This window comes from Arenibacter aquaticus (genome assembly GCF_003957295.1).
Lineage (GTDB): Bacteria > Bacteroidota > Bacteroidia > Flavobacteriales > Flavobacteriaceae > Arenibacter > Arenibacter aquaticus.
Window position 1 is genome coordinate 783,322 of record NZ_RQPJ01000002.1, and the last position, 26,051, is coordinate 809,372.

Genomic DNA, 26,051 nt, shown 5'->3' on the forward strand with positions numbered 1-26,051 from the left:
AAAATAAGGATATGAAATTAATACAAAACATAGCTATCAGATTTCTATTGGTTCCATTATTGCTTGTAGTTTCCTGCGATAACGACCTTGCTGAAATCAATGAAAACCCAAATGGAATAGAGCCCAGTATGGCCGATCCAAATTTGTTGATGAGTACTGTAATGACAGGCCTAGCAACAAGTACAACCAGCAGAGGATATGCCAATGATACCGGTAATGCTGCACAGTATACCCAGCGCGATTCATGGTCCAGCAACAGATATGATTGGGAAACTGGTTCTATATGGTCTTCCAACTACGGATTGTTAAGAACCAATAAAGTTGCCTATGACAGAGCTGTAGAACTTGGCTTGCCTTTTCACGAAGGGGTTACCTTGATATTGAAATCAATGCTGTTTGGAAATTTAACCGACTATTACGGTGACATTCCTTATTCTGATGCCTTAAAAGGTACTGAAGCAGAAGGAGAACTACCTGCTTATGATACACAAGAAACAGTATATAAGGGTATTATAGCCGATTTGGAAACTGCTTCCAGTCTCCTAGGTGCTGACTCCTATGAAGGCGTGGTGGAAGATCAAGATGTGTTTTATGGAGGTGATGCTTCCAAGTGGCAGAAATTGGCCAACTCATTAGCCCTTCGTTACTATATGCGATTATCAGAAAAACTTCCTTCGTTTGCTGAAGCTGGGGTAACCAGTACGCTTTCCAAGCCCTTGATCAGTGATATTGATGATGAACTTGTGTTGGCTTACATAGGTGGTACATCTAATCAATCATGGCCCAATAGTGGACAGTTTGGCACGGCTTCGGATTTTCATAGGGTAAAGCCATGTACTACTATGACCGATAAACTAAAAGAGTTGGAAGATCCAAGAATTGACATCTGGTTTGCACCTGTGGAAGTACCTACCAAGGTTGTTCCTCCTGCTGAAGTTCCAGGTGGAGGACCTGTGGCCGAAGTAGATGGCATTCGTTATATTACAGATGAGGTCTTGGTAGACGAGGATATCTTAGGTAACCTATATGCCATTTACTCCCCAGATACCTATGCCGCAGAATTGGAGGCCGGTAAAAAATTAATTGATACCAGCAGCGTTTATGTTGGTTTACCGGTTGCTGTGAGTAGTATTGACCCTTATGAGTACAATTACAATGCCGATGGTTCAAGAGGGGGTACAAATGCATATGTATCTTTAATGAATGAAGTATTCAACCAAAAAGATGATGGAGGCAACCTTTTAAAAGCAAGACTGTTCTCTTATGCAGAATTGTCTTTCTTAAAGGCAGAAGCAGCAGTAAGAGGCTGGGGTTCCGATGCGGAAGGAAATTATTTGGAAGGTATTAAAGCCTCATTGGAAGTATGGGGTGTTGGGGATACCTACAGCGATTATATTACCAATACCGGTGTTGCTTTCAACGGAACTTTGGAGCAGATCATGGAACAAAAATGGATCGCAAATATGTTCAATGGCGATGAAGCCTACTTGGATTGGAGAAGAACCGGGCTTCCAGATTTAAGCGCAGGACCCTTTGCCAGAGAAGATGTAATGCCACTAAGGTTCATTTATCCTAGTGATGAACTTAACATAAACACCACCAATTATAACGCTGGAGCCGCTTCTTTGGAAGAAACCCCATATAGCACAACAGATCCTAATGACAGCCCGTATGCCAGACCATGGATTGTACAAGGCGTTAGCACACCTTGGTAAAAAGTTTGAGTTTTATTTATTGAGTTTGAGTTAGTTTTAAAATACCCTGGTTGCCCAGGGTATTTTTTTCTATTTATAGCCAAACCCTCTAAACTATTAAGCGTTTATACGGTACAACTGTCCCCATCTTTTCTAACTCCCAGCTTAAATAAAATCTTCTCCATAAGACACCATTGGGTAAAGGCAGATTGAAAAAGGTTGGCCCCAACAAAAAGGGTAAACCATAACCAATTTATGTTTACATAAATTGCCAATACTACACTTATCACTATAAAGGATCCGGCAATTGCTCTAATATATCTGTTGATCATAATATAATTTTTAAGGTTACTAAATGTATTTTTCTATAGGAACCACCACCGCCCTTATAGGGTTGTTGGATTCCAAATTAATATTGAACTCTGAAATAAGTTGAAAAAGGATTTCAATATTTTCATCCGTGGTAAAGGAAAAAAACAGAACAGATTCTACCCCTCCCTTTTCAGTAGGGAACCAGTTTGATGCCATTAGCATCGTAGCCGGATTTTTATAGCCATCTATATCCGAACCGCTGAAGTTCTCTATCTTGGCTTTTTTAAACAATCCAAGGATGTCTTTGGAGTACTCTTCCACAACAGTCACAATAAGTAGTTTCATAATGTTGAATTCTGTGTTTATGTTTCTAATAAGCACTTGGGAGATGCTCCCTTAAGCCCCTTCAAGCATGTCCCGGACATATTCTTGGCAATAGCCACCGTCCCAGCTTACTATAGTTAGTTATAATTTTTTCTTTCAATCATATAATACACCAATGGCACAACCAGCAGTGTTAGCACCGTAGATACAATGGTACCGCCCATTAAGGATATGGCCAGCCCTTGAAAGATAGGATCAAAAAGGATTACAAATGCCCCTATCACCACAGTACCTGCCGTTAATAAAATAGGGGTGGTCCTTACGGCACCGGCCTCAATTACAGCTAGTTTTAAGGGAGTTCCCTCTGCCAATCTCAGATTGATAAAATCTATCAATAAAACCGAGTTCCGTACCATGATACCGGCCAAGGCAATCATACCAATAAAGGAAGTAGCCGTAAAAAAGGCATCCAGCATCCAATGCCCCAACACAATCCCGATAAGGGACAGGGGTATGGCCACCATCATTACAATTGGGGCCTTAAAATTCTGGAACCATCCCACGATCAAGATATAGATAATGATGATCACACCCAGAAAAGCCAATCCCAAATCCCGGAATACCTCTAAAGTTATCTGCCATTCCCCATCCCATTTTACGGTGTAATTGTCCTCAAAATCGGGTTGTTTTATATAGAGTTCATCTATGGAATAGCCCTTTGGCAAATCCATGGCCTTAAGCTTATCGGTCATTCCCAAGATGGCATACACCGGACTCTCCAATTCCCCGGCCATATCGGCCAGTACATATACCACCCTTTTCTGGTTTTTTCTATAAATGTTTTTGGCCCTAGTGGTTTGTTCAATGCTTACCAAATCTGCTATAGGAACCATATTACCATTTCCATGTTCCGATTTTACCTTTAATTGTGCGATGTCCTGAATGGAAGATTTCTCCTTTTCATCCAAAGCCAGTATCAACCCAATTTGATTGGAGGCATTTTCATCATACAGATTGGTCACCGCCCTTTCGGACAGGGCCATATTCATTGTATGTACTATTTGCTCCGGAGCCACCCCATAAAGCATGGCCTTTTCCCTGTCTATGATGAATTCATATTTTATCTGATCGGCTTCTACCATCCAATCTACATCCACCACATCCGAGGTGTTTTTCAATATCTGTTGTACTTGGTCCGCAATATCTATCTGTGTATCGTAATCAGGACCATATATTTCCCCAACAATGGTAGATAAAACCGGAGGGCCTGGTGGTACCTCAACAATCTTTACGTTGGCGTTGAATTTTTCTCCAATCCGCTGTATCTCCGGACGCAAAAGACTGGCTATCTCATGACTTTGGGCACTTCTATCGCCCTTATCTACCAAATTCACCTGAATATCGGCCATATTACTACCGCCCCTCATGTCGTAGTGACGTACCAGACCGTTAAAGGTGATAGGGGCAGAAGTGCCCACGTAACTTTGGTAGTTTACCACTTCGGGACGCGTATTTAAATACTGGGCAATTTCCCTAGCTACTACCCCAGTGCGTTCCAGGGTAGTGCCCTCGGGCATGTCTATGACCACCTGAAACTCGTTCTTATTATCAAACGGCAACATTTTAACCGCTACAGATTTGGTAAAGAACATCCCAATGGACCCCAATAACAACAAAAATGTAATTCCTAAAAACAACCAACGCTTCTTCTTGCTCTCTATCAAAGGACTTTCTAACTTGTGGTATATTCTGTAGATTATAGTTTCCTCCAAGGGCTTTTCTTTCTTTTCCTCTCCTTTTTTATCCTTCTCCCTTAGGAAAATATACCCCAAATAAGGCGTAATGGTAAGGGCAACAAAAAGGGACAACAGCATAGCAATAGAGGCCCCTATAGGCATTGGGGACATATATGGCCCCATAAGACCCGATACAAAAGCCATTGGCAATACAGAAGCTATTACCGTGAAAGTGGCCAAAATAGTAGGATTCCCAACTTCATTAATGGCATACAAGGCAGCCTGCTTAAATGGCAAGCGCTTCATTTTAAAATGCCGGTGCATATTTTCCGCTATAATAATGGAATCGTCTACCACAATACCCGTAACAAAAACCAAGGCAAACAAGGTGATACGGTTCAACGTATAATCCAACATATAATAGCTGAGCAAGGTTAGGGCAAAGGTGATGGGGACCGATAAAAATACTACCAATCCACCACGCCATCCCATGGCCAACATCACTACCAAGGTTACCGCTATAATGGCCCCTATAAGGTGCATTAACAACTCCGATACCTTATGGGAGGCCGTTTCCCCATAATTTCGGGTAACCTCCACATGCACATCATCCGGGATAAGGCTTTTCTTAAGGTGTTCTACCTTTTCCAGAATAATATCCGAAATCTTCATGGCATCCGCACCTTTGCGCTTGGCTATGGAAATAGTCACTGCAGGGTACTCGCTTTTGTATGTCTCCCCTTTTTCACTTCCCTGCCCAAAACCTAGGGACACGTATTCCTTGGGTATTTCGGGTCCGTCCTGTATGCTTGCAATCTGCTTTAGATAAATGGGACGGTCCTGTTGTACCCCAACCACCAAATTTTCCACATCGGCAGCAGTTTCCAGAAACTTGCCGGTGGTTACCATAAATTCGGTATCGTTCTTGTCAAAGGTACCACCACTTAATTGCTGGTTATTGGCCTTTATCATCTGGGCTACGGAAAGGAAATCCAATCCGCTTTCCGCCATTTTATCCTTGTCCAATACTACCCGCAATTGACGATCGCGTCCCCCTATTTTTTTGGTAGCGGAAACATCGTTTACCTTTTCAATTTCATCGGTAAGTTCCTGGGCAATTTGCTTTAGTTGGTAGTCATCGTAGTTCTCGCTCCATAAGGTGAGTCCCAGCATGGGAACATCGTCTATTGCCCTTGTTTTTATCAATGGAAAGGTTACACCTTGTGGCATAATATCCATATGCTTGTTAATCTCATTGTAGAGTTTAACAAAGGAACGTTCTATATCCTCGCCCACATAGAACTGCACAATAACCATCCCCTGCTCTTCCATAGAGGTAGAATACACATATTCTACACCCTTAATATTGGAGATTAATTTTTCCAAGGGTTTGGTCACCCTACTCTCCACTTCGGTGGGACTCGCCCCTGGGTAACCCACAAAGATATCAGCCATAGGCACATCTATCTGAGGCTCTTCCTCCCGTGGAATCAGAAACGAACTGTATACCCCAATGACCATGAATACGATCATTAAAAGAACCGTTAACTTGGACCCTATAAACGCTTTGGCAATTTTGCCTGCTAATCCTTCTTTCATCTTTTGCTTATTGTTTTTTTATTTGGGCGTTCCCTTCGCCTATTCTTTTGTGTTTATACCTGCAAGGTTTTGTCCTGTCTTGGGCTTTTACCTACAAGGTCTTGGAGACCTTGCAAGATTGGTGACCTTGCAGGATTCGGTGACCTTGAACCCCTGCAAATTGGAGATCTCACATGAACATCATGCAGGATGGCTCAGGTCGGGCTTTCCGCTTTTACTCCAGCTCCTTTTTAGCCTAAATCCGCTAAAAAGACCTGGGGTAACCGCTGCAATCCCTAACGCTAACCCCTTTATTGAATCTTCGTTTACCGAATACTTATTTTGGCCCCATTGTACAACTTCCCGTCGGCAGATAGTATGTACGCTTCCTCAGCGGATAGTCCGGACAATATTTCAACACTATCGCCATAAGTCCTGCCCAAACGCAACCAGCGCAATAGTGCCGTATTGTTTTCACTTACCGTATATACTCCGGATAACTGACCATTTTGCACCACGGCATCCAAAGGAATAAGTACTTTGTTGGTATTCTTCTTTTTTACCGTTGGAAATTGAACTGTAGCATACATTCCGGAGAGCAGGTTATACTCGGTTTTGTCCAGCATCACCTTAACCATATACTGACCTCCTGTATTTTTTGCCGATGTACTCACCTCTTCCACTTTTCCCTTAACGGCTTCATTAAGCGTTTTGATCAAGACCGTTACTTCCGATCCGGATTTAATCTGAAGAATCTCCGATTCTGGTACCATGGCCAATACTTGAAAATCCCCAGGGCTTTCTACTTCCAATAAGGGCATTCCAGGATTTGCCATATCCCCAACCTTTATAAATTTGTTGGTCACTACACCGTTAAAAGGAGCCCGTATATTGCTATAAGAAAACTGTGCGTTCACCTCATTCTTCATTTGCTTGGCCGCTTCCAAGCGTGCCTTGGCCATGTTATAGTTGGCCGAAATGTCATCTACTTCCTTTTGGGAAGCACTGTTCTCCTTAAAAAGGGCAGTATACCTGTTGTAATCTTTTTCGGCTATGTTAAAGGCCGCTTTTGCCTCGGCTATTCCAGCATTTACCTGGGCCAGTTTGGCAGAAAGATCAGCATTGTTAATACTTATCAATAGTTGCCCCCTACTTACCTTATCCCCAACCTGTGCATATATCTTATCTACATAACCCATCATACGGGTACTGATATTGGCACTGTTCACCGCCTCTATTTTTCCACTGGCGGTTAGGTAGGTACCACCTTTCTGTTCAGAAACCGTATTCACCTTTACCGTAACAGCGGGAGTATTATCCAGCTCCACTTTTTTGTTATCATTCCCACAACTACTAATCGTCATGACTAGGGTGATGAGCGCTACTGTGTATAATTTTGTTTGCATGATTTTCGTTTAATTTTTAGTGCTGTATGCACATATTCTGTTTTGCTTCCTTTGAGTTATGGCCTAAACCTATTATTCCTTGGTTAAATATTTTACATAGGCCAAGGCGTAGTTATAATTATAAATGGTGGTATAATACTCCAATTTCTTTTGGGAAAATTGTGTTTCCGCATTGAGGAGATCGCTTGTTTTCTCCAAGCCCTGTTCAAATCTGTTGGTACGTATGCGCAGGGATTCTTCCGACTGTTGCATGGCCAGGGAGGTAAGCTCCAAATTATTTTTGGCATCTTGAAGCAAGCGCATGGCCCTATTTAATTCTACCTGACTTTCCGCCTTATATTGATGCAGTTCCAATTTGGATTTTTCGTATTCGGCCTTACTTTTTTGAGTTTTTCCAAAACGTTTGCTGCCTTCAAAAATGTTCCATTTTAATTCTGCCCCTATCAAATATCCATTGGCATTGCCCTGAAATATTTCATCATCGTGCAATTCGTAGGTTCCAAAAGCATTTAAGCTAGGAAGGAAACTCATTTTATCTGCCCTGTGCATTTGTTGGTATGCCTCAGTGGACAAGGCCATAGCCTGTACGTCCTTTCTATTTTCGGGCAATCTTTCCGTAAAAATATCGCTGACCATTAGGGTCAAGGAATCCGATGGCCGTAAAAGACCATAGTTATCATCGTTCATCAAAACCGACAGCTTATTGGAAACATTATGGACATTGCTCTGGGCGTACTGCAACTGATTCTCTATTTCGGTAAGCCTAACCTCAACGGCCAGGACATCCGATTTTTGAAGATACCCCTGTTTAAAACTATTTTCGGCCAAACGCCTATTTTCATTGGCGGCTTTCTTTGCCTGTTCCAAAACGGTGACCGACTTATACGCCAATTGTAATTGCATATAGGTCTTTTCTACCTCTAGATCTATATAGTCATTGGTCCTATCCGCCTTTAACCCAATAGCATTCAATTTGGCCTTGGCCGCCTTGCGTTGATATATTCCGTCCAGATTCACCAAAGGCTGCTGCACTACTATACGTGTAGCATAATCCTGTATCTGACTGGGGTTGTTCAATAAAAGGGGATTAAAATCGGCTTGGGTCAAAATTTCCTGGTTCAATTTAGAACCAAATGCCATCAAGGGATTGGTGGTCGCTATTGCAGTATGGGATACACTTATATTGGGCAAAATCACCACATTGGACTGATTATAATCTCCCTTGGCGGCCAACACATTCTGTTGGGATATTTTTATGGTATTGTTATTTTCCCTCACTTTTTTAAGCACTTCCTCCTTGCTGATCAACACGCTTTCCTGAGCGTGCACAAAGGACAAGCTGCCCAAAAATGAAAGTATGTATATGATATTCTTCATGTTGTATGTTTATTTAAGACAAAATTAGGGGGAGGAAAAGGATTGCACAGTAACCAATGTTACCCACAACTGTAACCAATGTTACCGAGGAAAAAAATCAGTGATCCTATAACAACACACATATTGGAGTTCCAACTGTTCCTAGCTATTTTAGATTATTGGGGTATGGCCTTCCTAGGCTAAACATTGTGGCTCATAAGTATCCCCTCAAAATTCAAGGTCCTTGCCAAAACCCCCAAGGTGTTTATAGGGATGGTATTGTAGGTTTTGCTGTACTGTTGTGATGGCAGCATTGATTGAGACTTTAATACAATGGGCAAAAAAGTTGCATGAAGTGGTTCACATAGGGCAACTCCAATTTTTTTGGGGAAATTCCTTCCTTATTTGCCCAAGTATTAATGTATTTGGAAAGGGCCTAGAGTATTTGGTTGGAATAAGGGTGGGGAAAGAAAAATAATTGCTGCCAAGCAATTAAATGGAGCAATCCCATGAAATAAAATATCTACACAGCGTACAACCATCCTATAGTCCCTGCTAAACCCCTATACAAGTATGGTCCATATCCTATTGCCCATTGGCGCAACTATCTTACTTATTCTCGTTGAACACCACGCTCCAGATGCCACGCACCTCATTTGCGCTATAGCCAATAGCCTTATCGTCTGGATATAATTTTTGGAGTACGGCCATAGTAGAGGGTTTAATCTGCTCCACAGGTTTTCCATGGCATTGCAGGCAAATGGCATTGGTGACAATAGGATAATATACATTTACCTCCCCCTTGTGGGTCTTTACAATAGGCTCTATTTTCAAGCCCGCAGCAAGCTGTTTTTTAAAGGATGCTATATATTCCAATTCTTCACTATTTGCGCTATTGGCCATATTTCTGGGTTTATCGGTGACCCTTTTTATGATGGCATTGTTCATTAAAGATATACTATCGGTGAGCTTTAGGGCCTGTAGGTTACAGAATTCCACAGCGCCTCCCGTACCCCTCTCCTGAATGGCTTTCATTAAATTTTTACCCAAGGCCGACTTTGCACTTTTGGCATAGCCAAGACCCTGGTTACCATATATAGATTGGGCTATTTCCTGACGATCACCCTTCATTCCTTTCCCATTGCCTTTTCCATTTTTATGTTCTTTCTGAAAATGGTCATCAAACCATTCGGGCTTGGGAATTTCATTTTCGTACATATATTCCGCTATCTGCACAATGGTCTCTTCGGGATAGGGCTGATAGGGCATTATTCCGAACCGCTTCAAAGCTCCTGGCATTTTTGATTTCTCAATTTTTGGTTCGTTTATCCAATCTACCATAGCCTCAATGAACTGCTTTTTGGTAGTCGTAGCATATAAATAATGCTTCTTAACCGCAACCATGGGCGGAGCAAGCATGCTGGCCTCGGAGGCTGTGGGACTGTGACATAAATAGCACTCCCTCTCAATTATTTTTTTACCTGGGTGTGTAGTTGCCTTATCACCGGTCCCTTCTTTGGATGTGGTCTCAACCGGTTTATACTCTGTTTTTTTGGCATCCTTACAGCCCGCAAGAGTCATTAAAAAGATTGTCAAGAAAGCTAAATATTTCATACAGCTTATTTTTTTAATTTATTCCTTTATCAACCTACCCGTTGCACAGCTAAGAAAAGATTTGGCCCTATCTCCTAGGCCATTCTTCGCGTCCACAGTTGGATATCCCAAGGCTTTAAGTTTATCCCTTAAATCTTGGGTGGCGGCAACATTATTGGATTCAAAAGTTACCGTTCCCAAGTCTACATCCACCATAACATCTGTAATATTCTCCAATTCATATAATTTGGTGGTAATGGTCTTTGCACAACCCCCACATTTTATATTTTGAACACCAAGTGTCAATTTCATAGCATTAATTTAAGACAAATATTAAAATCTATTAAGCTATCGGTAATTATCTCCAACGCATATATCCTCCCTTGAGGTCATAAACTTTTTCAAAGCCCATCCCTACCAATTTACGAGCTGCTCTCTGACTTCTTGCCCCTGAACGGCAATAAAGGTAAACGGGCTCTTCTCTCGGCATTTTTTCAAAGGATCTTTCAAAGTTCCCAGCATTAAAAATATCAATATTTATAGCATTTTTTATGTGACCCGCTCCGTATTCATTTGGAGTGCGTACATCTACAAGAAAAACCTTTTTCCCTGATATTGCCTCTGAAAAATCAGATGGATCTAATATTTCTATTGTATCGGATTTCTCTTTACTTGTTCCGAAAAGTGTACTGAAAATGGACATATTTTTTTGTTTAGATTTTTTGATAGGGAATGTTAAGAAAAGGAAACTGCCACCTTTTGCGGTGACCGTTTCCTTAAACAACCAACCAAAACATTTAATACGGTAAAGATACTACAGGGACGAAGTCCGCACAGCAACCTTTGTTACATTCACAATCCACCCAAAAGTCACAAGGCCAGGCATTTCCTTAAAAATTTGACGGTTTATCGGCTACCAACACCTATGGTAATTTTGTTAAAGATGACTACTACACCATACCCCTAAACTATCCTGAAAACAGCTCATTGATTGGGACCTTGGACCTTGGCTTTAATAAATATTACTCAATGCACATTATATATTAACCCTAACCAATATTTATTTGGTTTTATTGATTAAAATAAGTTAATATTATTGTATTGTTTAGCACAGTTGATCATCATATACATGTTTAACACCTAATAAAAACCGCAATATTAGAAGGCGTATTGCCCTGATGATCCTTATGCTATATAGATAGTTTGGCACCATAATAATCAAAAAGACCCATACCAGACATGTTTAACCAATATTGTACAAAGGCCATGCACAAAAATGTATTAATACCCTTGGTTTGGGTTTACTTATTTTTTCTTTCTCCCCAACTATTTTCACAAAAGGTAAATGAGTTTCCCAAAAAAACCGACCCGCTGCACAAAAAGGTGGCCATGTTTAATGAATTAATGCTTGGCAACCATTGGAACGAAGGAGCTATTATGCAACATGTAATCTTCCCACCTGCCGGATTGGACAGGCCTATCATAGGCTCCCAAGCCGATTGCCTGGACCCTACATCAGAAATGCTGGCCGCTTATTCCCATAAGTATGCCATTACCAAAAACCCCAAGGACAGGAAAATAGCCAATGAAATTTTTCAGGCCATATTGAAATTGGAAAAGGTAACGGGCGTGGAGGGCTTGGTAGCCCGTAGTTTTAACCAAACCAATGAACCGCTATGGCATGAGGAAGTATTTTGGTACCATGAATGGCATCAATCTACTTCCATGCCCGGTTACCGTTGGCTGGGCGATTTAAGTGCCGATAAATTCACCTCCATTTTCTATGGAGTGGGGACTTTCTGGGAACTCTGTGCCGATGCGGCATACAAAGAGAAAGCAGCCGCCCTGCTGGACCGATTTATAGGGCGGGTAGTGGATAACAATTTTAAACTTACGGACCTGGATGGAAAAATGACCTTATGGGGCAACTTTTGTCCCAATCTCCCGCACCAAGAACTCAACTCCCTGGAAATGCTGGCCGCCCTAAAGGTAACCCACCATATTACAGGCAAGGAACGCTACAATGCGGCCTACCACATGCTTATAGACCGCTATCACTATGACGACCACCAAATAAATTCCAAAATTCTATTTCCCAAGGAATGGCGAAATGTAGGGGACGACTACCACGCTGCACGTTCTCTCTACATGCTTATGCGATTGGAGGACGACCCCAACCTACTTAACAAATACCGTATGAATCTTAACAGACACTGGTACGATTGGAGGGATATAGAATTTACCTGGGAAAGCAATATTTGGTTTCTAATGGTCTATAAGGTACTTACGGGTGAGGATATCTTTACCGAAGAGAAAGAACAGGGCATTAAGGATATGTGGGGGTTTGACCGTAATACGAGGGAATTTAAAATTCCTCAGAAAGATGGAAGTATTAAATTGGTAAAGGCGGAAGAGGAACGCACTGCCGCCGCTATGATTAGAAACTATTGGTTTGGGAGGTATTACGGTATAATTGATGAAAAATGGTAATCACAAATAATAAGATGCACATGAAAACTTTTTTATCATTGCTAAGCTTGTTGGCACATTCACTTTTAGTTGTTGCGCAGGAAGGGCCTACCCCTCCAGAAGGAATGGTCTATGTCCCAGCAGGGGAGTTCATTATGGGGAGTACCTATGGCGACCCGGATGAGCGGCCACGGCAAATTGCGAGTACCAAGGCCTTTTTTATTGATAAATATGAGGTGAGCAATGAAGAATTTGCTAGGTTCGACCCTTCTTTTAAGTTTCCCCCCGAAAAAAAGAACAATGCCGTAATTGTCACCTGGTCCCAGGCCGATGCTTATGCTAAATGGGCCGGAAAACGACTTCCTACGGAGAAAGAATGGGAAAAAGCTGCCAGAGGCACAGATGGTCGTGTTTTTCCTTGGGGCAATACCTATGATAATACCTATGTAGTTTGGGACCAAAAAGAAACTCGCGGGGCTTCCATAGCCAAACCTGCAAGTCCATATGGCTGTTATGATATGGCTGGAAGCGTATGGGAATGGACTTCGGATTGGTATAAACCATACCCCGGAAATACCGTTCCCATGGAACAATACGGTGAAAAATATAAAGTAATGCGGGGAGGGTCCAACTTTAACAACCATTCCTTTATACGTACCTCACATCGCTATTATGTATTGCCCGAGAAAATACACGTATACCCCGTTGGCATACGATGTGTAAAGGACATTGATTAACACTTTGGGATGCCTTAAAATAAATGATTTAAAATGAAAACAAGACTAAATAGCTGGTTGGTATGTATCATTGCTACTACTCTACTGGCCTGCACAGAAGAAAATCCTAAAATCCTGGATCTTTCCCAAGCCAACATTATAATATCGCCCCAGATCAAAACGCCCGTGCAGGAAACTGCCGGCAATATTCTTGTGGAAGAGATTGAAAAACGTACCAAGCTTCAACTGCCTATAAATACTGATGGGAACTCCAAAACAAATATTGCGCTGGTCTTGGCCAGTGAACAGGAATCATTCGGGTTAAAAGTTCCTATTCGGGAAGGCCAAGATATCCCGGAATTAAAGAAAGAGGGATATCGCATTTTACATGAAGTGGAAGGCGACAAGAACACGCTATGGATTATAGGGGCAGACGAGAGAGGCATCCTTTATGGCATTGGCAAGCTCCTGAGAACGGTTAAAATGAGTGAGGGTAGAATTACCTTGGCGGCCAATACAGATTTTTCGGAAGCACCGGAATACGCCCTACGAGGCCACCAGTTTGGATATAGGAACACCGCCAACTCATGGGACGCTTGGACTGTAGAGCAATTCGAACAACATTTTAGGGAACAAATACTTTTTGGAGCCAATAGCTTTGAGAACATCCCCTTTCAAGAACCCACATCCAGCCCGCATTTTAAGGTAGATCCGCAGATCATGGAAGTGGAACTAAGCAAAATCTGTCAAAAATACGACGCCAATTACTGGGTGTGGACACCGGCACCGCATGACTTGGCCATAGAAAATGCCCATGAAGAAGGACTCGCAGAGCAAGAGGCCTTCTATGCACGTTGCCCCAGATTGGATGCCGTCTTTGTTCCCGGTGGCGATCCCGGGGAAAACCACCCTTCCCTTTTAATACCATACCTAAAGGATTTACACGGCATATTGAAAAAATACCACCCCCAGGCAGGAATTTGGGTTTCTTTACAGGGCTTTAACAAAGAAAAAGTGGACTACTTCTTTAAATACCTGGAAGAAAATAAGCCGGACTGGCTCAAGGGGCTGGTCTATGGTCCTAGCAGTCCGCCAATAAAACTGGAAAGAGAAATGTTGCCCAAAAAATATATGCACCGTTTTTATCCAGACATCACCCATACCGTACGCTGCCATTATCCAGTGGAAAATTGGGATCAGGCCTATGCCCTTACCCTGGGCAGGGAACCTATAAACCCCCAACCACTTATGTACACTAAATTATTTAACAGGGACAGCCCCTATACCGATGGCTTTATTACCTATTCGGATGGTTCCCATGATGACGTTAATAAAGTACTTTGGAGCCAATTGGGATGGGATTCCCAAAAAGATCCCAAAACCATAATACAGGAATACACCCAGTTTTTCTTTGGACCAGGCGTGGCCAAAGAAGCGGCCACGGGTATTTTTGCCCTGGAAGAAAATTGGGATGGCCCCATTTTGGAAAACAAAACAATAAAAGAAACCTTGGCGTTATGGAAAAAATTGGAGGAAAGCCAACCTAATCTGGCCAATAACTGGCGATGGCAACAACTTATCTTACGCGCCTATTACGACGCTTATATCCAAGACCGACTTGCCTACGAAAAAAGCTTGGAGGCCGAAGCGTATGACATACTGGCCAACGCAAATACTATTGGGGCAGAAGAGGCTATGAACCGGGCCATGCAACATCTTAAAAAAGCCGATACCCATAAGGTGTCCCAGGACCTAAAAGAAAAGGTGTTTGTGTATGGCGAAAAACTATACCAATCTATAGGCGCACAGACCAGCGTGGAAAAATATGGGGCCAGAAGTGCCGAAAGGGGAGCTATACTGGATTTTATAGATCATCCGCTGAACAATAGGTGGTGGTTGGAAGACGAGTTCAAAAAAATAGAAACCCTAAAAACTGAAAAAGAAAAACTAGCCCGATTGGATTTTATCAGAAACTATGAATTTCCGGGAGAAGGCAGTTTTTATGATAATATATCCAGTGCCGATGCAAGACATGTAACCTCCAAAACCGATGATGCCATAGACTTTCTTTGGGAAAACGATGGTCTAAGTAGAAAACGCCTATCTACCCAATTGTTCCAATTTACCCCCACCTTGGAATACCGTGATTTGGACCCAGCTTCCAATTATCTAATTCGTGTATCCGGTTATGGAGAGGCCCTTTTAAGAGCCAATGGACAACGCCTAAAACCTACCAAATATGAAAAAGGATTTGAAGAATTTAAAGAATTCCCACTTCCCAAGGACTTAATAAAGGATGGTCATCTAAAAATAAGTTTTGACAAGCCCGATGAGGAACACCTAAACTGGAGAAAACAATCCCGGGTAACCGATGTATGGCTTATAAAACAACAATAAAATGTTGGCCAAAAAAGAACTCTATCCGCTAAAAGGAATTGTTACAGTGCTCAATACGCCGTTTACCAAGGAAGACCGCGTAGACCTAGAGGCATTAAAAAACAATGTTCTAGAGGCATTAAACGCCGGTGTCGCCGGTATACTGGTGCCTGCTATGGCTGCCGAAGTGTACAAATTGTCCTATACAGAACGTCTAAGCCTACTGACCGCGGTTTTGGAAACTGTAGGTGATAGGGTTCCCGTGATTGGAGGTGCCGGGGAACCGGATCTATACAAGAGCAAAGAACTTGTAAAAGCCTATATAGATATGGGCTGTAAAAATATCCTCTTCCAAATCCCATTTGTCAATGAAGAACAATTTAATGCCCATTTTATGGAATTGGCCCAGCTAGATCCGGACATGATAATGCTTCAAGACTGGGATGCCAACGGATATGGCCTTTCTGATGCACTTATTTGTAATTTGTTTGAAAAAGTACCCGCATTTAAATGTTTAAAAATTGAAACCGTTCCTGCCGGCCCAAAATATTCCCGTATTCTGGAACTGACACATGGTAAACTTAATCTCAGTGGGGGCTGGGCCGTTACACAAATGATGGAAGGGCTGCAAAGAGGTGTTCATGCCTTTATGCCTACAGGCATGCATTTCATTTACACGGCCATCTATCAATATTTTGAAGAGGGGAACATTGCAGAGGCCGATGCCCTATTCAAAAAAATAATTCCGGTCTTAGCGTTTTCCAATCAGCACCTGGACGTATCCATACATTTTTTTAAGCGCTTATTGTATCGCCAAGGAATCTATAACACCCCCAATGTTCGTAATCCTATTCTCCCCTTTGATGCCCTGCATCAAAAATTGGCAGACAAACATATAGACAGCATACTAAGTCTAGAAAAGCAAATCAAGGCGCAGAAGACCAAAAATTCCTAAAATTGGATATATCCCATTAAAAATATCCCAACGGGCATACCTATAAAACGACCTGATAAAAAATACAATGGTCAATATATTATCTGTTTTATATAATATTATAGTGGTGCACCGCTGGCTTTTAAGGTTTCTTTGTTACGAACTAAAGAATACATATGGCATTAGAATTAAAGGGGATTATACCCCCCATGATAACTCCCTTAACGGCAAATGGCGATTTAGATGAAAAAGGTCTAAAAAAACTTATAGAACACCTCATTGCTGGTGGGGTACATGGTATTTTTCTGTTGGGCACCAATGGTGAGGCACCAAGTCTCAGCTATGCCCTGCGCAAAGAGCTAATTACCAAGGCATGCCAATACATAGAAGGTAGGGTTCCTGTATTAGTAGGAATAACCGATACCTCCTTTAGCGGTTCCTTGGATATTGCCGCCCACTCCAAAGAAGCAGGTGCAGATGCTGTGGTGGTAGCCCCGCCCTACTACCTTCCCATTTCCCAAGCAGAAATGGTAGACTATCTGGAACGTCTAATTCCACAACTGCCCTTGCCTACCATGATGTACAATATGCCAAGTTGTACCAAACTACATCTTTCGGTAGAAACCTTAAAAAAGGCCCAAGAATTAGGCGCTGTAGGCATTAAGGACAGTTCTGGGGATATGTCCTATTTCTATTCCCTTGTTGAAGCCTTTAAAGAAACTCCGGAATTCTCCATCATAGTGGGGACAGAAATGTTCTTACCAGAGACCATACTATACGGTGGCCATGGGGCGGTGGCCGGAGGAGCCAACTTTTTTCCAAAACTCTTTGTAGACCTATACAACGCCTCTAAGGAAGCCAATACAGAAGAAATTAAAAAACTGCGGGAGCAGGTATACTATATAAACAATACCATCTATCGTGTGGGGCAATATACCTCCAGAATAACCAAGGGCACTAAATGTGCCTTATCCGTAATGGACATCTGTGAAGACCATATGGCAATGCCCTTACAAAGATTTGAAACCAAGGAGCGAGAAAAGGTGAGGCATTATTTAGATCAATACAATAGTCTAAGGGTCTAGGCAAGGGCATCCCTTTTAAAGGCCCTTGCCTTGTCAGCAGCTACATTTTTAAATGCCAAATATGAGCAAAACAATAAAATGGGGTATAATGGGTACCGCCCATATCGCCACAGAACAAGTCATTCCGGCCATTCTAAATAGTCAATACGGACAGGTGCACGCCATAGCCTCCAGGCATATCCAAAAGGCACAAAAGGTATCTGAACATTTTGGAAATAAAGTATGGTATGGCTCCTATGAGGAATTGTTGGCCGATGATGATATTGATGCGGTATACATTCCATTGCCCAATCATCTACACGTGCAATGGGCCATAAAGGCCTTGGAAGCGGGCAAACACGTTTTGGTAGAAAAACCCATTGGGCTCTCTAGTACGGAAGCCAAAAAATTGTTGAAGGCCACCCGCAGACACCCACATTTAAAGGTAATGGAAGCCTTTATGTACAGGCATCACCCACAGTGGATAAAGACCAAGGAACTAGTGGACCAAGGAGCAATTGGTGACATAAAAACAATACAGTCTTCCTTCTCCTTTTTTGAGGACGATCCCAAGAGCATTGTAAACAAAAAGGAATGGGGTGGTGGCAGCCTTATGGATATAGGCTGCTATTCCATTTCCCTGTCCCGATTTATTTATGGCTCCGAGCCCAAAAGTATTGCGGCGATCATAGACTATCACCCGGAATTTAAAGTAGACGTACTGGCCTCCGGTATACTGGAGTTTGAACAGGGCACGTCTATTTTTTTCAGCTCTACACAATTGGCAGACAATCAACAAGCACAAATTTTTGGTACCAAAGGAAATATTAAATTTGAATGGCCCTTTAACCCACCTACAGACAAGCCTTCCAAAATATGGGTCACCATAGGCGATGATTGTAAGACCATTGAATTTGAGACCTGCAATCAATACAGCCTACAGGCCGACCTGTTTGCCTTGGCCATTATAAACAATACCCCGGTGCCCACTCCCCTAGAGGATGCCATCTATAATATGATGGTCATTGAAAAAATGGAGGAAAGCAATAAAAAGGGGCAGCGGATAACGATGTAGGCCCCTTTTATAAAGCATCACGTAGTCTGAATGACTCCTATATAGTTAAATCCCAAATCAATGGAAGCAGGTAATACACGAAAATTGTTAGCAAAACAATAGACAGTATATTCAACCAAAATCCCTTTTTAACCATGTCTTGCATTTCCAGGTATCCAGCGCCAAATACTACGGCATTGGGTGGTGTGGCAACCGGCAGCATAAAAGCACAGGATGCGGCCAATGTTGCCGCTATCATTAAGTAATAAGGGTGAACGTTAAGAACAGGGGCCAGGGAAACCAAAACAGGCAATAATATTGCCGTGGTGGCTATATTGGAGGTTATCTCGGTCATGAAATTCACTATGCTTATCAAAACCAACAACAACAAGACAAACGGCAATACCTCCAAGGCCGACATCCTTTCTCCGATCCACAGTGCCAAACCACTTTCATCAAATCCTACTGCCAAGGTCAATCCCCCTCCAAAAAGAAGTAGGATCCCCCAAGGTAATTTCACGGCATCTTCCCATGATAGTAAATTTTTACTTTTTTTAGATGTTGGTAATAAAAACAGTATTATAACAGCGGCCATCGCTATAATGGTATCATCCATAGCGGGCACTAATTTTTGCAAAAGAAAGGAACGCGCTATCCAAGCAAAAGCCGTTAAGGCAAATACCACCAAAACCATTTTTTCCTCATAGCCAAGTTTTCCCAATGCTTTGAGTCGCAATGCAATCTCTTTTCGTCCTCCCGGAAATTCTTTTTGTTTAAAGCTAAAGGCAAAATGGGTCAAGTAATACCAACACAAAAACAACAAGCAGATTGCAATGGGAAACCCCAGAACAAACCATTCCGAAAAGGTAATTTCCTTTCCAAAAGTGGTTTGTACCACTCCCGCCAAAACCAAATTGGTGGGCGTACCAATGAGTGTTGATATACCACCTATAGAGGCACTATAGGCAATACCTAGCATTAAAGCCTTGCCAAAAATTCTATTTTCGTTAACCTCGGTTTCCGGATTATCATTCAGTTGGGCCACAATGGCCATAGCAATTGGTAGGATGATCACCGTAGCAGCCGTATTCGAGATCCACATAGACAAAAAAGCCGTGGACAGCATAAAACCCAGTATAATATTTATAACATTGGTGCCAATAAGATTAATGATGGTCAACGCTATCCGTTTGTGGAGATTCCATTTTTCAATGGCAATGGCCAGAATAAAACCGCCCATGTATAAAAAAATGTATTTGTGTCCAAAGGAAGTTGCTGTTTCAGACAGACTCAGGCCTCCCGACAAAGGAAATAGGATTAAGGGCAACAAAGCCGTTACATAAATAGGAATTGCTTCGGTAATCCACCATATTCCTACCCAAGCAACCGTTGCCAAAACCCCTTTTGCGGAAGCGTTTAAACCCTCCGCCTGAAAGAAGAATAAAACATAGAAAAAAGTTATAGGCCCCAGAACACGACCAATGGTTTGTTTAGAAATTTGCATAGTTATTTTTTTAAGATATAGTCCACCCCTGCTTTTGAATGGATCTCTGTAGTATTAAAAACAGGAACATCAAGGTCTTCCTGAAAGATCATCAATGGAAACTCTGTACATCCCAAGATGATTCCTTCCGCCCCTTGATCTATGGCTTTATTAATGGTCTCCATCACATACTCCTTTGATTGATCAACTACATTGCCATAGGTAAGTTCTTCTTGAATAATCCTGTGCAATTCCTCAATTTCCGCTTTCTCTGTTGGAACCATTACCGCAATACCATTGTCTTCAATCCTTTTGGTGATAAACGTATCTTCCATGCTATATTTGGTCCCCATAAAAAACACCTTTTTCAATCCTTTTTTGTGAATGGCCTTAGCAGTGGCATCTGCAATATGTATGATTGGGAAATCCAGTTTTTCCTGAACGGAATTGAACACTTTATGTGGGGTATTTGCACAAAAAAGCACTGCTTTGGCACCTGCCTTGTTCAGTTTTAAGGCACCGTTCACCAGCATATGTGCTATGGAATCCCATTTATCCTCTATTTGAAAACGATGAATTTCCGCCTGGTTAAGAGTATAGACCAATAATGGAGGGTTGGTATTATTTCCATAATGATCGTTAATAGATTGGTTTATAGTACTGTAATAATCTACTGTGGAGTGCCAAGAGGTTCCACCAATAAGTCCCAACGAATTCATTTCCGTATCCTCATTTTGAACGTTTGTGTTCTCCTGCAATTCTGTTTTTGTATGATTATTGCAAGAGATAAGACCTAAAACCAAGAGGCCAATAAGGTAATTTTTCATAAACAGCTTTCTTTTAAATGGTATCGCAAAGACGATATAACCAATGTTTTATCTTTTGTACAAATTGGAAGGTGAAATCTATTGGCTGGAAACCTAATTCCCTCTACCTAACATCGCAATCCATTGATCTTTATACCCTTCGTTTCTAACCCCATTTGAGTGTGCTTTTTTTCCTTTGGGAACCTCCAGATCAAAGGCATGGATATTTTTTTCAGGAATGTTCATTGCCATATAGGTGTCAAGAATGGTTGCTGCAGTTGGCTCTTTAACATGATAGGTACCATACCAAAGATCTAGGGGGGTTACACTAGTTGTAAAATACCAATCTGCTATTCTGCCTTTTGCAGAATAATCCCATCCCCCAGAGAAATCTATTACCCTTGCTACACGCTTGCGCTTTGCAATAAATGCCGCCATACCGCCACCTTGGGATTGACCGGCCAGCGCAATTTCTTCCCATTTGAGTTTGCCATTTTCCAAATAATAGTCCCAATTCCCTTTTTTGTCATGCTCCGAAAGATAGACCAATAGTTTGTTAAGCCTATTTACAATGGCGTCATAGGGTTCATCATTGATCAGGCTAAAGGTAGTATCGCCATAAACCCTTCTATTTCTAAAATCCTTGGCGCAATCTGAATTAGCTACCAGGTTATCACCCTTACATATTTGAGCTATGGCAGGAGTGTTGATATACGATAAATTTATCACGTGATACCCCTGCTGAACTGCCGTATAAAACAATTTCTTTGGGCCTCTTGTAGCTATACCATTTGTCCCTGGTAAAAAAAGTAGCAGTTTCCCTTGCTTGGCAGAACCATCGTACACTATAAAATGTGGGGTATCTGCAGTGGTAATCCTGGCATCGGTTGTTGATGGCTTTATAGTTAAGACAACATTTGGTTCCGGGAATAGGGCAGCATCCTGGGCATGGATAGTTGTGAAGATCATCAAATTAATAATCAACAAAAGTACATATGGTTTCATCATGCTATTATAGTGAAAGGGATTTAACTTCTATTTAGGGTTGCAATACTACCAATAAGATGCATTAAGGTTTAGATTTTTACCAGTTCATTCCATCTATCAATAAACTTACTACAGGCCGATATCATTCTTTTTGTATCGTCCTCTCCTCTTTCCAAGGTTGCTTCTTTAGGGTCCAATTCTCCCCAAACTCCTGTTTTGGTCATTTCAATGGTCGAGGTTTTTTTACCCGTTTCCTCTGCTTTTAAACCTTCGGCAAGAAACAATAACTTAGCCGTAGGTTCTTCTTTTATGACGTCGGGAACCATTTTTTCCAAATGTTCGGGAAGGGTTAATTTTGTAGCTGTAGCTTTCTCCAACTGCACCAAACTAGGCATTAAGTACATAGAATTGGATGTCTCCCCTGTACCGGCATGACGGTCCAAAGCCTTGGCCTCCTTTTTCTCGGCAGCTTCCAGAAAAGGTTTTATTGCCACACTATAATCAACTGCAACAGCCGAAGTTTTTTGATTTATTTGGTCTACTAAAAAAGTTGTGACGGCGGTATTTCCCCCATGGGAATTCATTAGTACAAAACGTTTGAAGCCATGCTTTATCAGGCTCTCTACCGTTTCCATATGTACTCTTACAATGGTTTCCGCACTCAAGGTTATACTCCCTGCGAAGGCCATATGATAAGGGGACTGCCCAGCCAATAATACCGGCGCCACCAAAATATCGCGCTCTTGGGCAATTAATTTGCACAGTTCCACTCCGTTGATAAAATCGGTGCCAATAGGCAAATGACTAGAGTGCTGCTCCAGTGCCCCTATAGGAATTATTACCATATCTGACTTTGTTAGAAAAGTTTCCACCTCAGGAACCGTCATATGTGGTAGATAATTTTTAACCTTACTTTCTTTCCAAAGTGGATTGGTTTGCGCTTTTGCGGACATACAAATAATATTTTATAGTACTTATTAGTAAATGTTTCTTGTAAAAATGAGCTACTTATTCAATCGTTATTGCTTCTAAATGCTTGGGAACAATAACATTGGTATTAGGGGAAACCGCTTTGACCTCCTCTATAAAAGGCTTCACTTTTTTCTCTATGGCCGCTTCCTGGGAATAACCATAGGGTATTCTAAAATTATCCCAATGTGCGGGTATAACCGTCTTTGGGAAACCGGTAAGTGTTAATAACCGCTCCGTGTATTTATAGATCTCCAGTCGTGAAAGGTTAACTCCCGGCAACAGTACATCCGGTCTGAGTCCGGCTACCTCCCTTTCCAAAAAATTCATTGATCCAGCGGTAAGAATCTTATGATCATTAATACGTACCAAAAACATAAGCGAACCTCCTTCAATAAATTCCTTCACTTTCAAAGGTACCTTTAAGGCGTCCGGATCTGTATAAGTTTGTGATTCAAAATAACGTTTATCACCTAAGGCAGAATGAAGAGAGGGAACTATCCGAACCGAAAAATTTTCGAACTGATAATCTTCACCGCCTTTTACCCTGATCAATTGCTTTTCCGGAACACCATATGCCCTTAAAATTGTGCAACAGGTTTCTGTGGCAATGACCACGGCACCTGTTTTTTTAGCGATATAGGGGACATCGGCCAAATGATCTAGGTGGGAATGGTGCACCAAAATATAATCGGCTTTTTTAATTACCTTATTTATGGCAACAGTATCCGGCACATAAATGTCCTCACCATCAAAAATTCTACGAGAATCCCCTATACCGTAAAAACGGGGGCTACCTTTCAATTTAACTCTGGAAATATAAGGATCGACAAGTATAGTGGTTTGGCCATCTGTCATTTCCCAACCTGCAACACCAAGATAGGTTAGGTTGAGCTCCTGTCCATAACCGTTTTGTATACCTAGCCATAAGCTAGCTATCAGTAAAACTTTGCAAATTGATCCTTGTATAACCTTCATTACAATCTTCTATTTTGTTTTGGCCCTTAACTTCCACAGTCATTTCTACCTCAACCGTTTGTACTTTGGGCAAGATAGCTACTGGATTAAGCGCAGCAGGAAGTTCTAAATTGATTTCTTGCAATCTTAATTTCGGATCTCAATTCTGGTACAGAGCCGATTTACTTCCTTTGTTTAATCGTTTTTAGCCTTAAAATCTGCAGCATGCCAAAGCGGTTCGCTCTTATAATAATTTCCATTGGTCAATACCGAGGAAACCGTTCTTACATTGCTAATATCTTCCAAAGGATTTTTGTCCAATATGGCGATATCTGCCTGCTTCCCTACTTCCAAACTACCGGTTTCGGCATCCATACCCATTGCTCTTGCAGGAACAATAGTTGCCGTTTGAAGTGTCTCAAATGGCGTTAATTTTCCAAGTTTATGATAGGTTTCCAATTCCAAATACAGACTGAAAACAGGTACCACATTATCCGTTCCTGCCATAATGGGGACACCAGCATGAAAGAATTTACCTAGGATCTCCATTGTTTTCTCAGTATTCTGTTGGTTTAGTTTAGCTCGCTCAGGACTAACCCCAGACCTAAAATACTTCCCTTCAAATAGTTCATAGGCTATTCTAGGTGCATCTGGCTCTATGGTCTCCAAAGGATCTCCCGCCAAAACATTTCTAGCAACCGTAATAGCAATTGTTGGGTCTAAAGCTGTCTTGTGTTTCAATAAAAAGCGAGTTGCTTTTTCTATTTGGGCGTCACTTACCTCATTCTCCAATAAATAATTGCCTTTTAATTCCTTCATATCCTTATCAGGAAATAATACCGACAAAATCCTGGAACTATGACTTAACATATCCATTCCGCTTTCAATGGCAGGTACTGCGTTACCCACTGGATTGGGAATATGCCCTGTAGTGGTAATACCACGTTTGTGGGCCTCATCAGCTAATACCTTAACCACCTCCGGCTCTACGGAAGAATATATTTTTATTTGTTTGTAACCATTCTTGAAATACATATCCACTACTTCCTTGGCCTCTTCCACATTGGTAGCCCTAATGACCCCATTTCCTTTTATCCCGGCACCATCGGTCATACCTGCCAACAAAATATCGGGCCCCAAAGCCCCATTTTTAGCAATAGCATCCCTAAAAGCGGTGGCGAACTCCAATTCGTTCCCGTTATCTCTAATAGTAGTTACACCTCCTGCCAAGTAGGACGGAGCCCATTGTACCTGATTGGAATGTGCGTGCATATCCCATAGTCCTGGAATTAAGGTTTTACCGCTTACATCAATAACTTCTGCATTTTCTGGAATATTGACCGCTGCGCTCTTTCCAATAGTTCTTATAATTCCATTTTCAATGATCAGGGTCATATCTTTTTGGGTGTTTCCACTTACCCCATCAACTACATCTCCGCCAACCAAAGCTTTTACAGCCGCCTGATTGCCTTTAAGGTCCTCAGTGTATTTGTTCAGGGCAGCCATCTGTTCCTCAACATTACCGGCAATAAATAGCGGTTTTGCCTCCTCATACCCCTTCCTGATCAACTCCCTAATTTGGGTATTGGCCTTAACAAGGGCTATTAAATTATTGGATTCATCGAGCCATATGGTACGTCCTCCCCAATTAATTCCCTCAACCACGTATCTGTTTAAGATTACTTCTTTTCCTTTGATAAGCGCCGTATCCTTTTTCCTGAAGTTGATAGACACTTCTCCCCTAGGCAGGGTTTTGACGCTTCCCTTGATATCATTGTTAAAATAATAATGGTACAACATCATTTCCATAGCAGCAGGGATGTTACTGTGCAATGGGAAAAAATTGGTCTTTTCGGTTTTTACCAGGTCATGGTTAAGTTCCCATATGGAAACCTCATCTGCAGCTACCTTTACCTTTAGTTTGTTTACGGTGTCATTGGATGTAATCCGCCTATTTTCATAATAGGTAGGTGTCAAATCCATTTTAAGATGCATTTCAGCTTCAACTCCGGTTACCCTACCTCTTTCATTTTCTCCTTGAAGCGACTTAACCACTATGGAGTCTGAATTAGAGGTTATGCTATAGTTTTCCTCCCCAATCAAGGATTGTCTTCTGTAGACCAGGAAGCTACCTTCCTCCTCCATATTTTGCCATTTGGAAGGCGCGGTTGAACATCCGCATACCAAGGCCAATAATGTTAATTTTAGAATAGATCTTAATTTCATGGTAAATAATT

21 protein-coding genes are annotated in these 26,051 nt (G+C 41.7%); 7 read left to right on the forward strand and 14 right to left on the reverse strand.

The window, feature by feature from the left end; all coding sequences use genetic code 11:
* Window positions 1–11: 11 nt before the first annotated feature.
* Window positions 12–1,715, forward strand: a complete 1,704-nt coding sequence (locus EHW67_RS06150) for a SusD/RagB family nutrient-binding outer membrane lipoprotein (protein ID WP_126161476.1) — start codon at window positions 12–14, stop codon at window positions 1,713–1,715.
* Window positions 1,716–1,819: 104 nt separating this feature from the next.
* Here the strand turns inward: EHW67_RS06150 and EHW67_RS06155 are convergent, their stop codons facing one another.
* The 8 genes from EHW67_RS06155 to EHW67_RS06190 all read right to left on the reverse strand — a co-directional run bounded on the left by EHW67_RS06155 (window position 1,820) and on the right by EHW67_RS06190 (window position 10,783).
* The gene (locus EHW67_RS06155; RefSeq protein ID WP_126161477.1) at window positions 1,820–2,026 is read right to left on the reverse strand and encodes a YgaP family membrane protein; all 207 of its coding nucleotides are present in this window, start codon (window positions 2,024–2,026) and stop codon (window positions 1,820–1,822) included.
* A gap of 19 nt (window positions 2,027–2,045) precedes the next feature.
* Window positions 2,046–2,351, reverse strand: coding sequence for a carbohydrate kinase family protein (locus EHW67_RS06160; protein WP_126161478.1), 306 nt, complete (start codon window positions 2,349–2,351; stop codon window positions 2,046–2,048).
* Window positions 2,352–2,467: 116 nt separating this feature from the next.
* Window positions 2,468–5,665 carry an efflux RND transporter permease subunit gene (locus EHW67_RS06165; protein ID WP_126161479.1) on the reverse strand — a complete coding sequence of 1,066 codons (3,198 nt, stop codon included), beginning with the start codon at window positions 5,663–5,665 and terminating at the stop codon, window positions 2,468–2,470.
* A gap of 305 nt (window positions 5,666–5,970) precedes the next feature.
* The gene (locus EHW67_RS06170; RefSeq protein ID WP_126161480.1) at window positions 5,971–7,050 is read right to left on the reverse strand and encodes an efflux RND transporter periplasmic adaptor subunit; all 1,080 of its coding nucleotides are present in this window, start codon (window positions 7,048–7,050) and stop codon (window positions 5,971–5,973) included.
* 72 nt (window positions 7,051–7,122) lie between these two features.
* A complete protein-coding gene (locus EHW67_RS06175; RefSeq protein ID WP_126161481.1) occupies window positions 7,123–8,427 on the reverse strand; it encodes a TolC family protein in 1,305 nt (434 codons plus the stop codon).
* Between the two features lie 588 nt (window positions 8,428–9,015).
* Window positions 9,016–10,020 carry a Tll0287-like domain-containing protein gene (locus tag EHW67_RS06180; RefSeq protein WP_126161482.1) on the reverse strand — a complete coding sequence of 335 codons (1,005 nt, stop codon included), beginning with the start codon at window positions 10,018–10,020 and terminating at the stop codon, window positions 9,016–9,018.
* 18 nt (window positions 10,021–10,038) lie between these two features.
* Entirely contained in the window at window positions 10,039–10,311 is a 273-nt protein-coding gene (locus tag EHW67_RS06185) for a heavy-metal-associated domain-containing protein (RefSeq protein WP_126161483.1), read from the reverse strand.
* Window positions 10,312–10,357: 46 nt separating this feature from the next.
* The gene (locus EHW67_RS06190; protein ID WP_317126850.1) at window positions 10,358–10,783 is read right to left on the reverse strand and encodes a rhodanese-like domain-containing protein; all 426 of its coding nucleotides are present in this window, start codon (window positions 10,781–10,783) and stop codon (window positions 10,358–10,360) included.
* A gap of 482 nt (window positions 10,784–11,265) precedes the next feature.
* On the opposite strand from EHW67_RS06190, the gene EHW67_RS06195 reads away from it, so the two are divergent.
* From EHW67_RS06195 to EHW67_RS06220, 6 genes are all read left to right on the forward strand, one after another.
* Window positions 11,266–12,489: a hypothetical protein gene (locus tag EHW67_RS06195; protein WP_158285084.1), complete on the forward strand. Its 1,224-nt coding sequence runs from the start codon at window positions 11,266–11,268 to the stop codon at window positions 12,487–12,489.
* 20 nt (window positions 12,490–12,509) lie between these two features.
* Window positions 12,510–13,205, forward strand: a complete 696-nt coding sequence (locus tag EHW67_RS06200; RefSeq protein ID WP_158285085.1) for a formylglycine-generating enzyme family protein — start codon at window positions 12,510–12,512, stop codon at window positions 13,203–13,205.
* 33 nt (window positions 13,206–13,238) lie between these two features.
* Window positions 13,239–15,581: an alpha-glucuronidase family glycosyl hydrolase gene (locus EHW67_RS06205; protein WP_126161486.1), complete on the forward strand. Its 2,343-nt coding sequence runs from the start codon at window positions 13,239–13,241 to the stop codon at window positions 15,579–15,581.
* A 1-nt stretch (window position 15,582) separates the two neighbouring features.
* Window positions 15,583–16,515: a dihydrodipicolinate synthase family protein gene (locus EHW67_RS06210; protein WP_126161487.1), complete on the forward strand. Its 933-nt coding sequence runs from the start codon at window positions 15,583–15,585 to the stop codon at window positions 16,513–16,515.
* Between the two features lie 155 nt (window positions 16,516–16,670).
* Complete coding sequence (locus tag EHW67_RS06215) at window positions 16,671–17,579, forward strand: dihydrodipicolinate synthase family protein (RefSeq protein ID WP_126161488.1); 909 nt, start codon at window positions 16,671–16,673, stop codon at window positions 17,577–17,579.
* Between the two features lie 61 nt (window positions 17,580–17,640).
* Entirely contained in the window at window positions 17,641–18,633 is a 993-nt protein-coding gene (locus tag EHW67_RS06220) for a Gfo/Idh/MocA family protein (RefSeq protein WP_126161489.1), read from the forward strand.
* Window positions 18,634–18,670: 37 nt separating this feature from the next.
* On the opposite strand, the gene EHW67_RS06225 is transcribed toward EHW67_RS06220, so the two are convergent.
* From EHW67_RS06225 to EHW67_RS06250, 6 genes are all read right to left on the reverse strand, one after another.
* Window positions 18,671–20,116 carry an SLC13 family permease gene (locus EHW67_RS06225; protein WP_126161490.1) on the reverse strand — a complete coding sequence of 482 codons (1,446 nt, stop codon included), beginning with the start codon at window positions 20,114–20,116 and terminating at the stop codon, window positions 18,671–18,673.
* Between the two features lie 2 nt (window positions 20,117–20,118).
* Complete coding sequence (locus EHW67_RS06230; RefSeq protein WP_126161491.1) at window positions 20,119–20,922, reverse strand: aspartate/glutamate racemase family protein; 804 nt, start codon at window positions 20,920–20,922, stop codon at window positions 20,119–20,121.
* 93 nt (window positions 20,923–21,015) lie between these two features.
* Window positions 21,016–21,909, reverse strand: coding sequence for a BPSS1187 family protein (locus EHW67_RS06235; protein WP_126161492.1), 894 nt, complete (start codon window positions 21,907–21,909; stop codon window positions 21,016–21,018).
* A gap of 68 nt (window positions 21,910–21,977) precedes the next feature.
* The gene (locus EHW67_RS06240; RefSeq protein WP_126161493.1) at window positions 21,978–22,841 is read right to left on the reverse strand and encodes a creatininase family protein; all 864 of its coding nucleotides are present in this window, start codon (window positions 22,839–22,841) and stop codon (window positions 21,978–21,980) included.
* Between the two features lie 55 nt (window positions 22,842–22,896).
* Window positions 22,897–23,835, reverse strand: coding sequence for an MBL fold metallo-hydrolase (locus EHW67_RS06245; protein ID WP_126161494.1), 939 nt, complete (start codon window positions 23,833–23,835; stop codon window positions 22,897–22,899).
* A gap of 174 nt (window positions 23,836–24,009) precedes the next feature.
* Window positions 24,010–26,040 carry an amidohydrolase family protein gene (locus tag EHW67_RS06250; RefSeq protein WP_126161495.1) on the reverse strand — a complete coding sequence of 677 codons (2,031 nt, stop codon included), beginning with the start codon at window positions 26,038–26,040 and terminating at the stop codon, window positions 24,010–24,012.
* Between the last annotated feature and the right edge of the window lie 11 nt (window positions 26,041–26,051).

Coding starts and splice junctions, on each gene's coding strand:
- EHW67_RS06230 (WP_126161491.1), bottom strand. CDS start 20,922: ATGAAAAATTACCTTATTGGCCTCTTGGTTTTAGGTCTTATCTCTTGC.
- EHW67_RS06240 (WP_126161493.1), bottom strand. CDS start 22,841: ATGTCCGCAAAAGCGCAAACCAATCCACTTTGGAAAGAAAGTAAGGTT.
- EHW67_RS06215 (WP_126161488.1), top strand. CDS start 16,671: ATGGCATTAGAATTAAAGGGGATTATACCCCCCATGATAACTCCCTTA.
- EHW67_RS06220 (WP_126161489.1), top strand. CDS start 17,641: ATGAGCAAAACAATAAAATGGGGTATAATGGGTACCGCCCATATCGCC.
- EHW67_RS06175 (WP_126161481.1), bottom strand. CDS start 8,427: ATGAAGAATATCATATACATACTTTCATTTTTGGGCAGCTTGTCCTTT.
- EHW67_RS06200 (WP_158285085.1), top strand. CDS start 12,510: ATGAAAACTTTTTTATCATTGCTAAGCTTGTTGGCACATTCACTTTTA.
- EHW67_RS06165 (WP_126161479.1), bottom strand. CDS start 5,665: ATGAAAGAAGGATTAGCAGGCAAAATTGCCAAAGCGTTTATAGGGTCC.
- EHW67_RS06205 (WP_126161486.1), top strand. CDS start 13,239: ATGAAAACAAGACTAAATAGCTGGTTGGTATGTATCATTGCTACTACT.
- EHW67_RS06245 (WP_126161494.1), bottom strand. CDS start 23,835: ATGAAGGTTATACAAGGATCAATTTGCAAAGTTTTACTGATAGCTAGC.
- EHW67_RS06160 (WP_126161478.1), bottom strand. CDS start 2,351: ATGAAACTACTTATTGTGACTGTTGTGGAAGAGTACTCCAAAGACATC.
- EHW67_RS06210 (WP_126161487.1), top strand. CDS start 15,583: ATGTTGGCCAAAAAAGAACTCTATCCGCTAAAAGGAATTGTTACAGTG.
- EHW67_RS06185 (WP_126161483.1), bottom strand. CDS start 10,311: ATGAAATTGACACTTGGTGTTCAAAATATAAAATGTGGGGGTTGTGCA.
- EHW67_RS06180 (WP_126161482.1), bottom strand. CDS start 10,020: ATGAAATATTTAGCTTTCTTGACAATCTTTTTAATGACTCTTGCGGGC.
- EHW67_RS06150 (WP_126161476.1), top strand. CDS start 12: ATGAAATTAATACAAAACATAGCTATCAGATTTCTATTGGTTCCATTA.
- EHW67_RS06250 (WP_126161495.1), bottom strand. CDS start 26,040: ATGAAATTAAGATCTATTCTAAAATTAACATTATTGGCCTTGGTATGC.
- EHW67_RS06155 (WP_126161477.1), bottom strand. CDS start 2,026: ATGATCAACAGATATATTAGAGCAATTGCCGGATCCTTTATAGTGATA.
- EHW67_RS06235 (WP_126161492.1), bottom strand. CDS start 21,909: ATGATGAAACCATATGTACTTTTGTTGATTATTAATTTGATGATCTTC.
- EHW67_RS06225 (WP_126161490.1), bottom strand. CDS start 20,116: ATGCAAATTTCTAAACAAACCATTGGTCGTGTTCTGGGGCCTATAACT.
- EHW67_RS06170 (WP_126161480.1), bottom strand. CDS start 7,050: ATGCAAACAAAATTATACACAGTAGCGCTCATCACCCTAGTCATGACG.
- EHW67_RS06195 (WP_158285084.1), top strand. CDS start 11,266: ATGCACAAAAATGTATTAATACCCTTGGTTTGGGTTTACTTATTTTTT.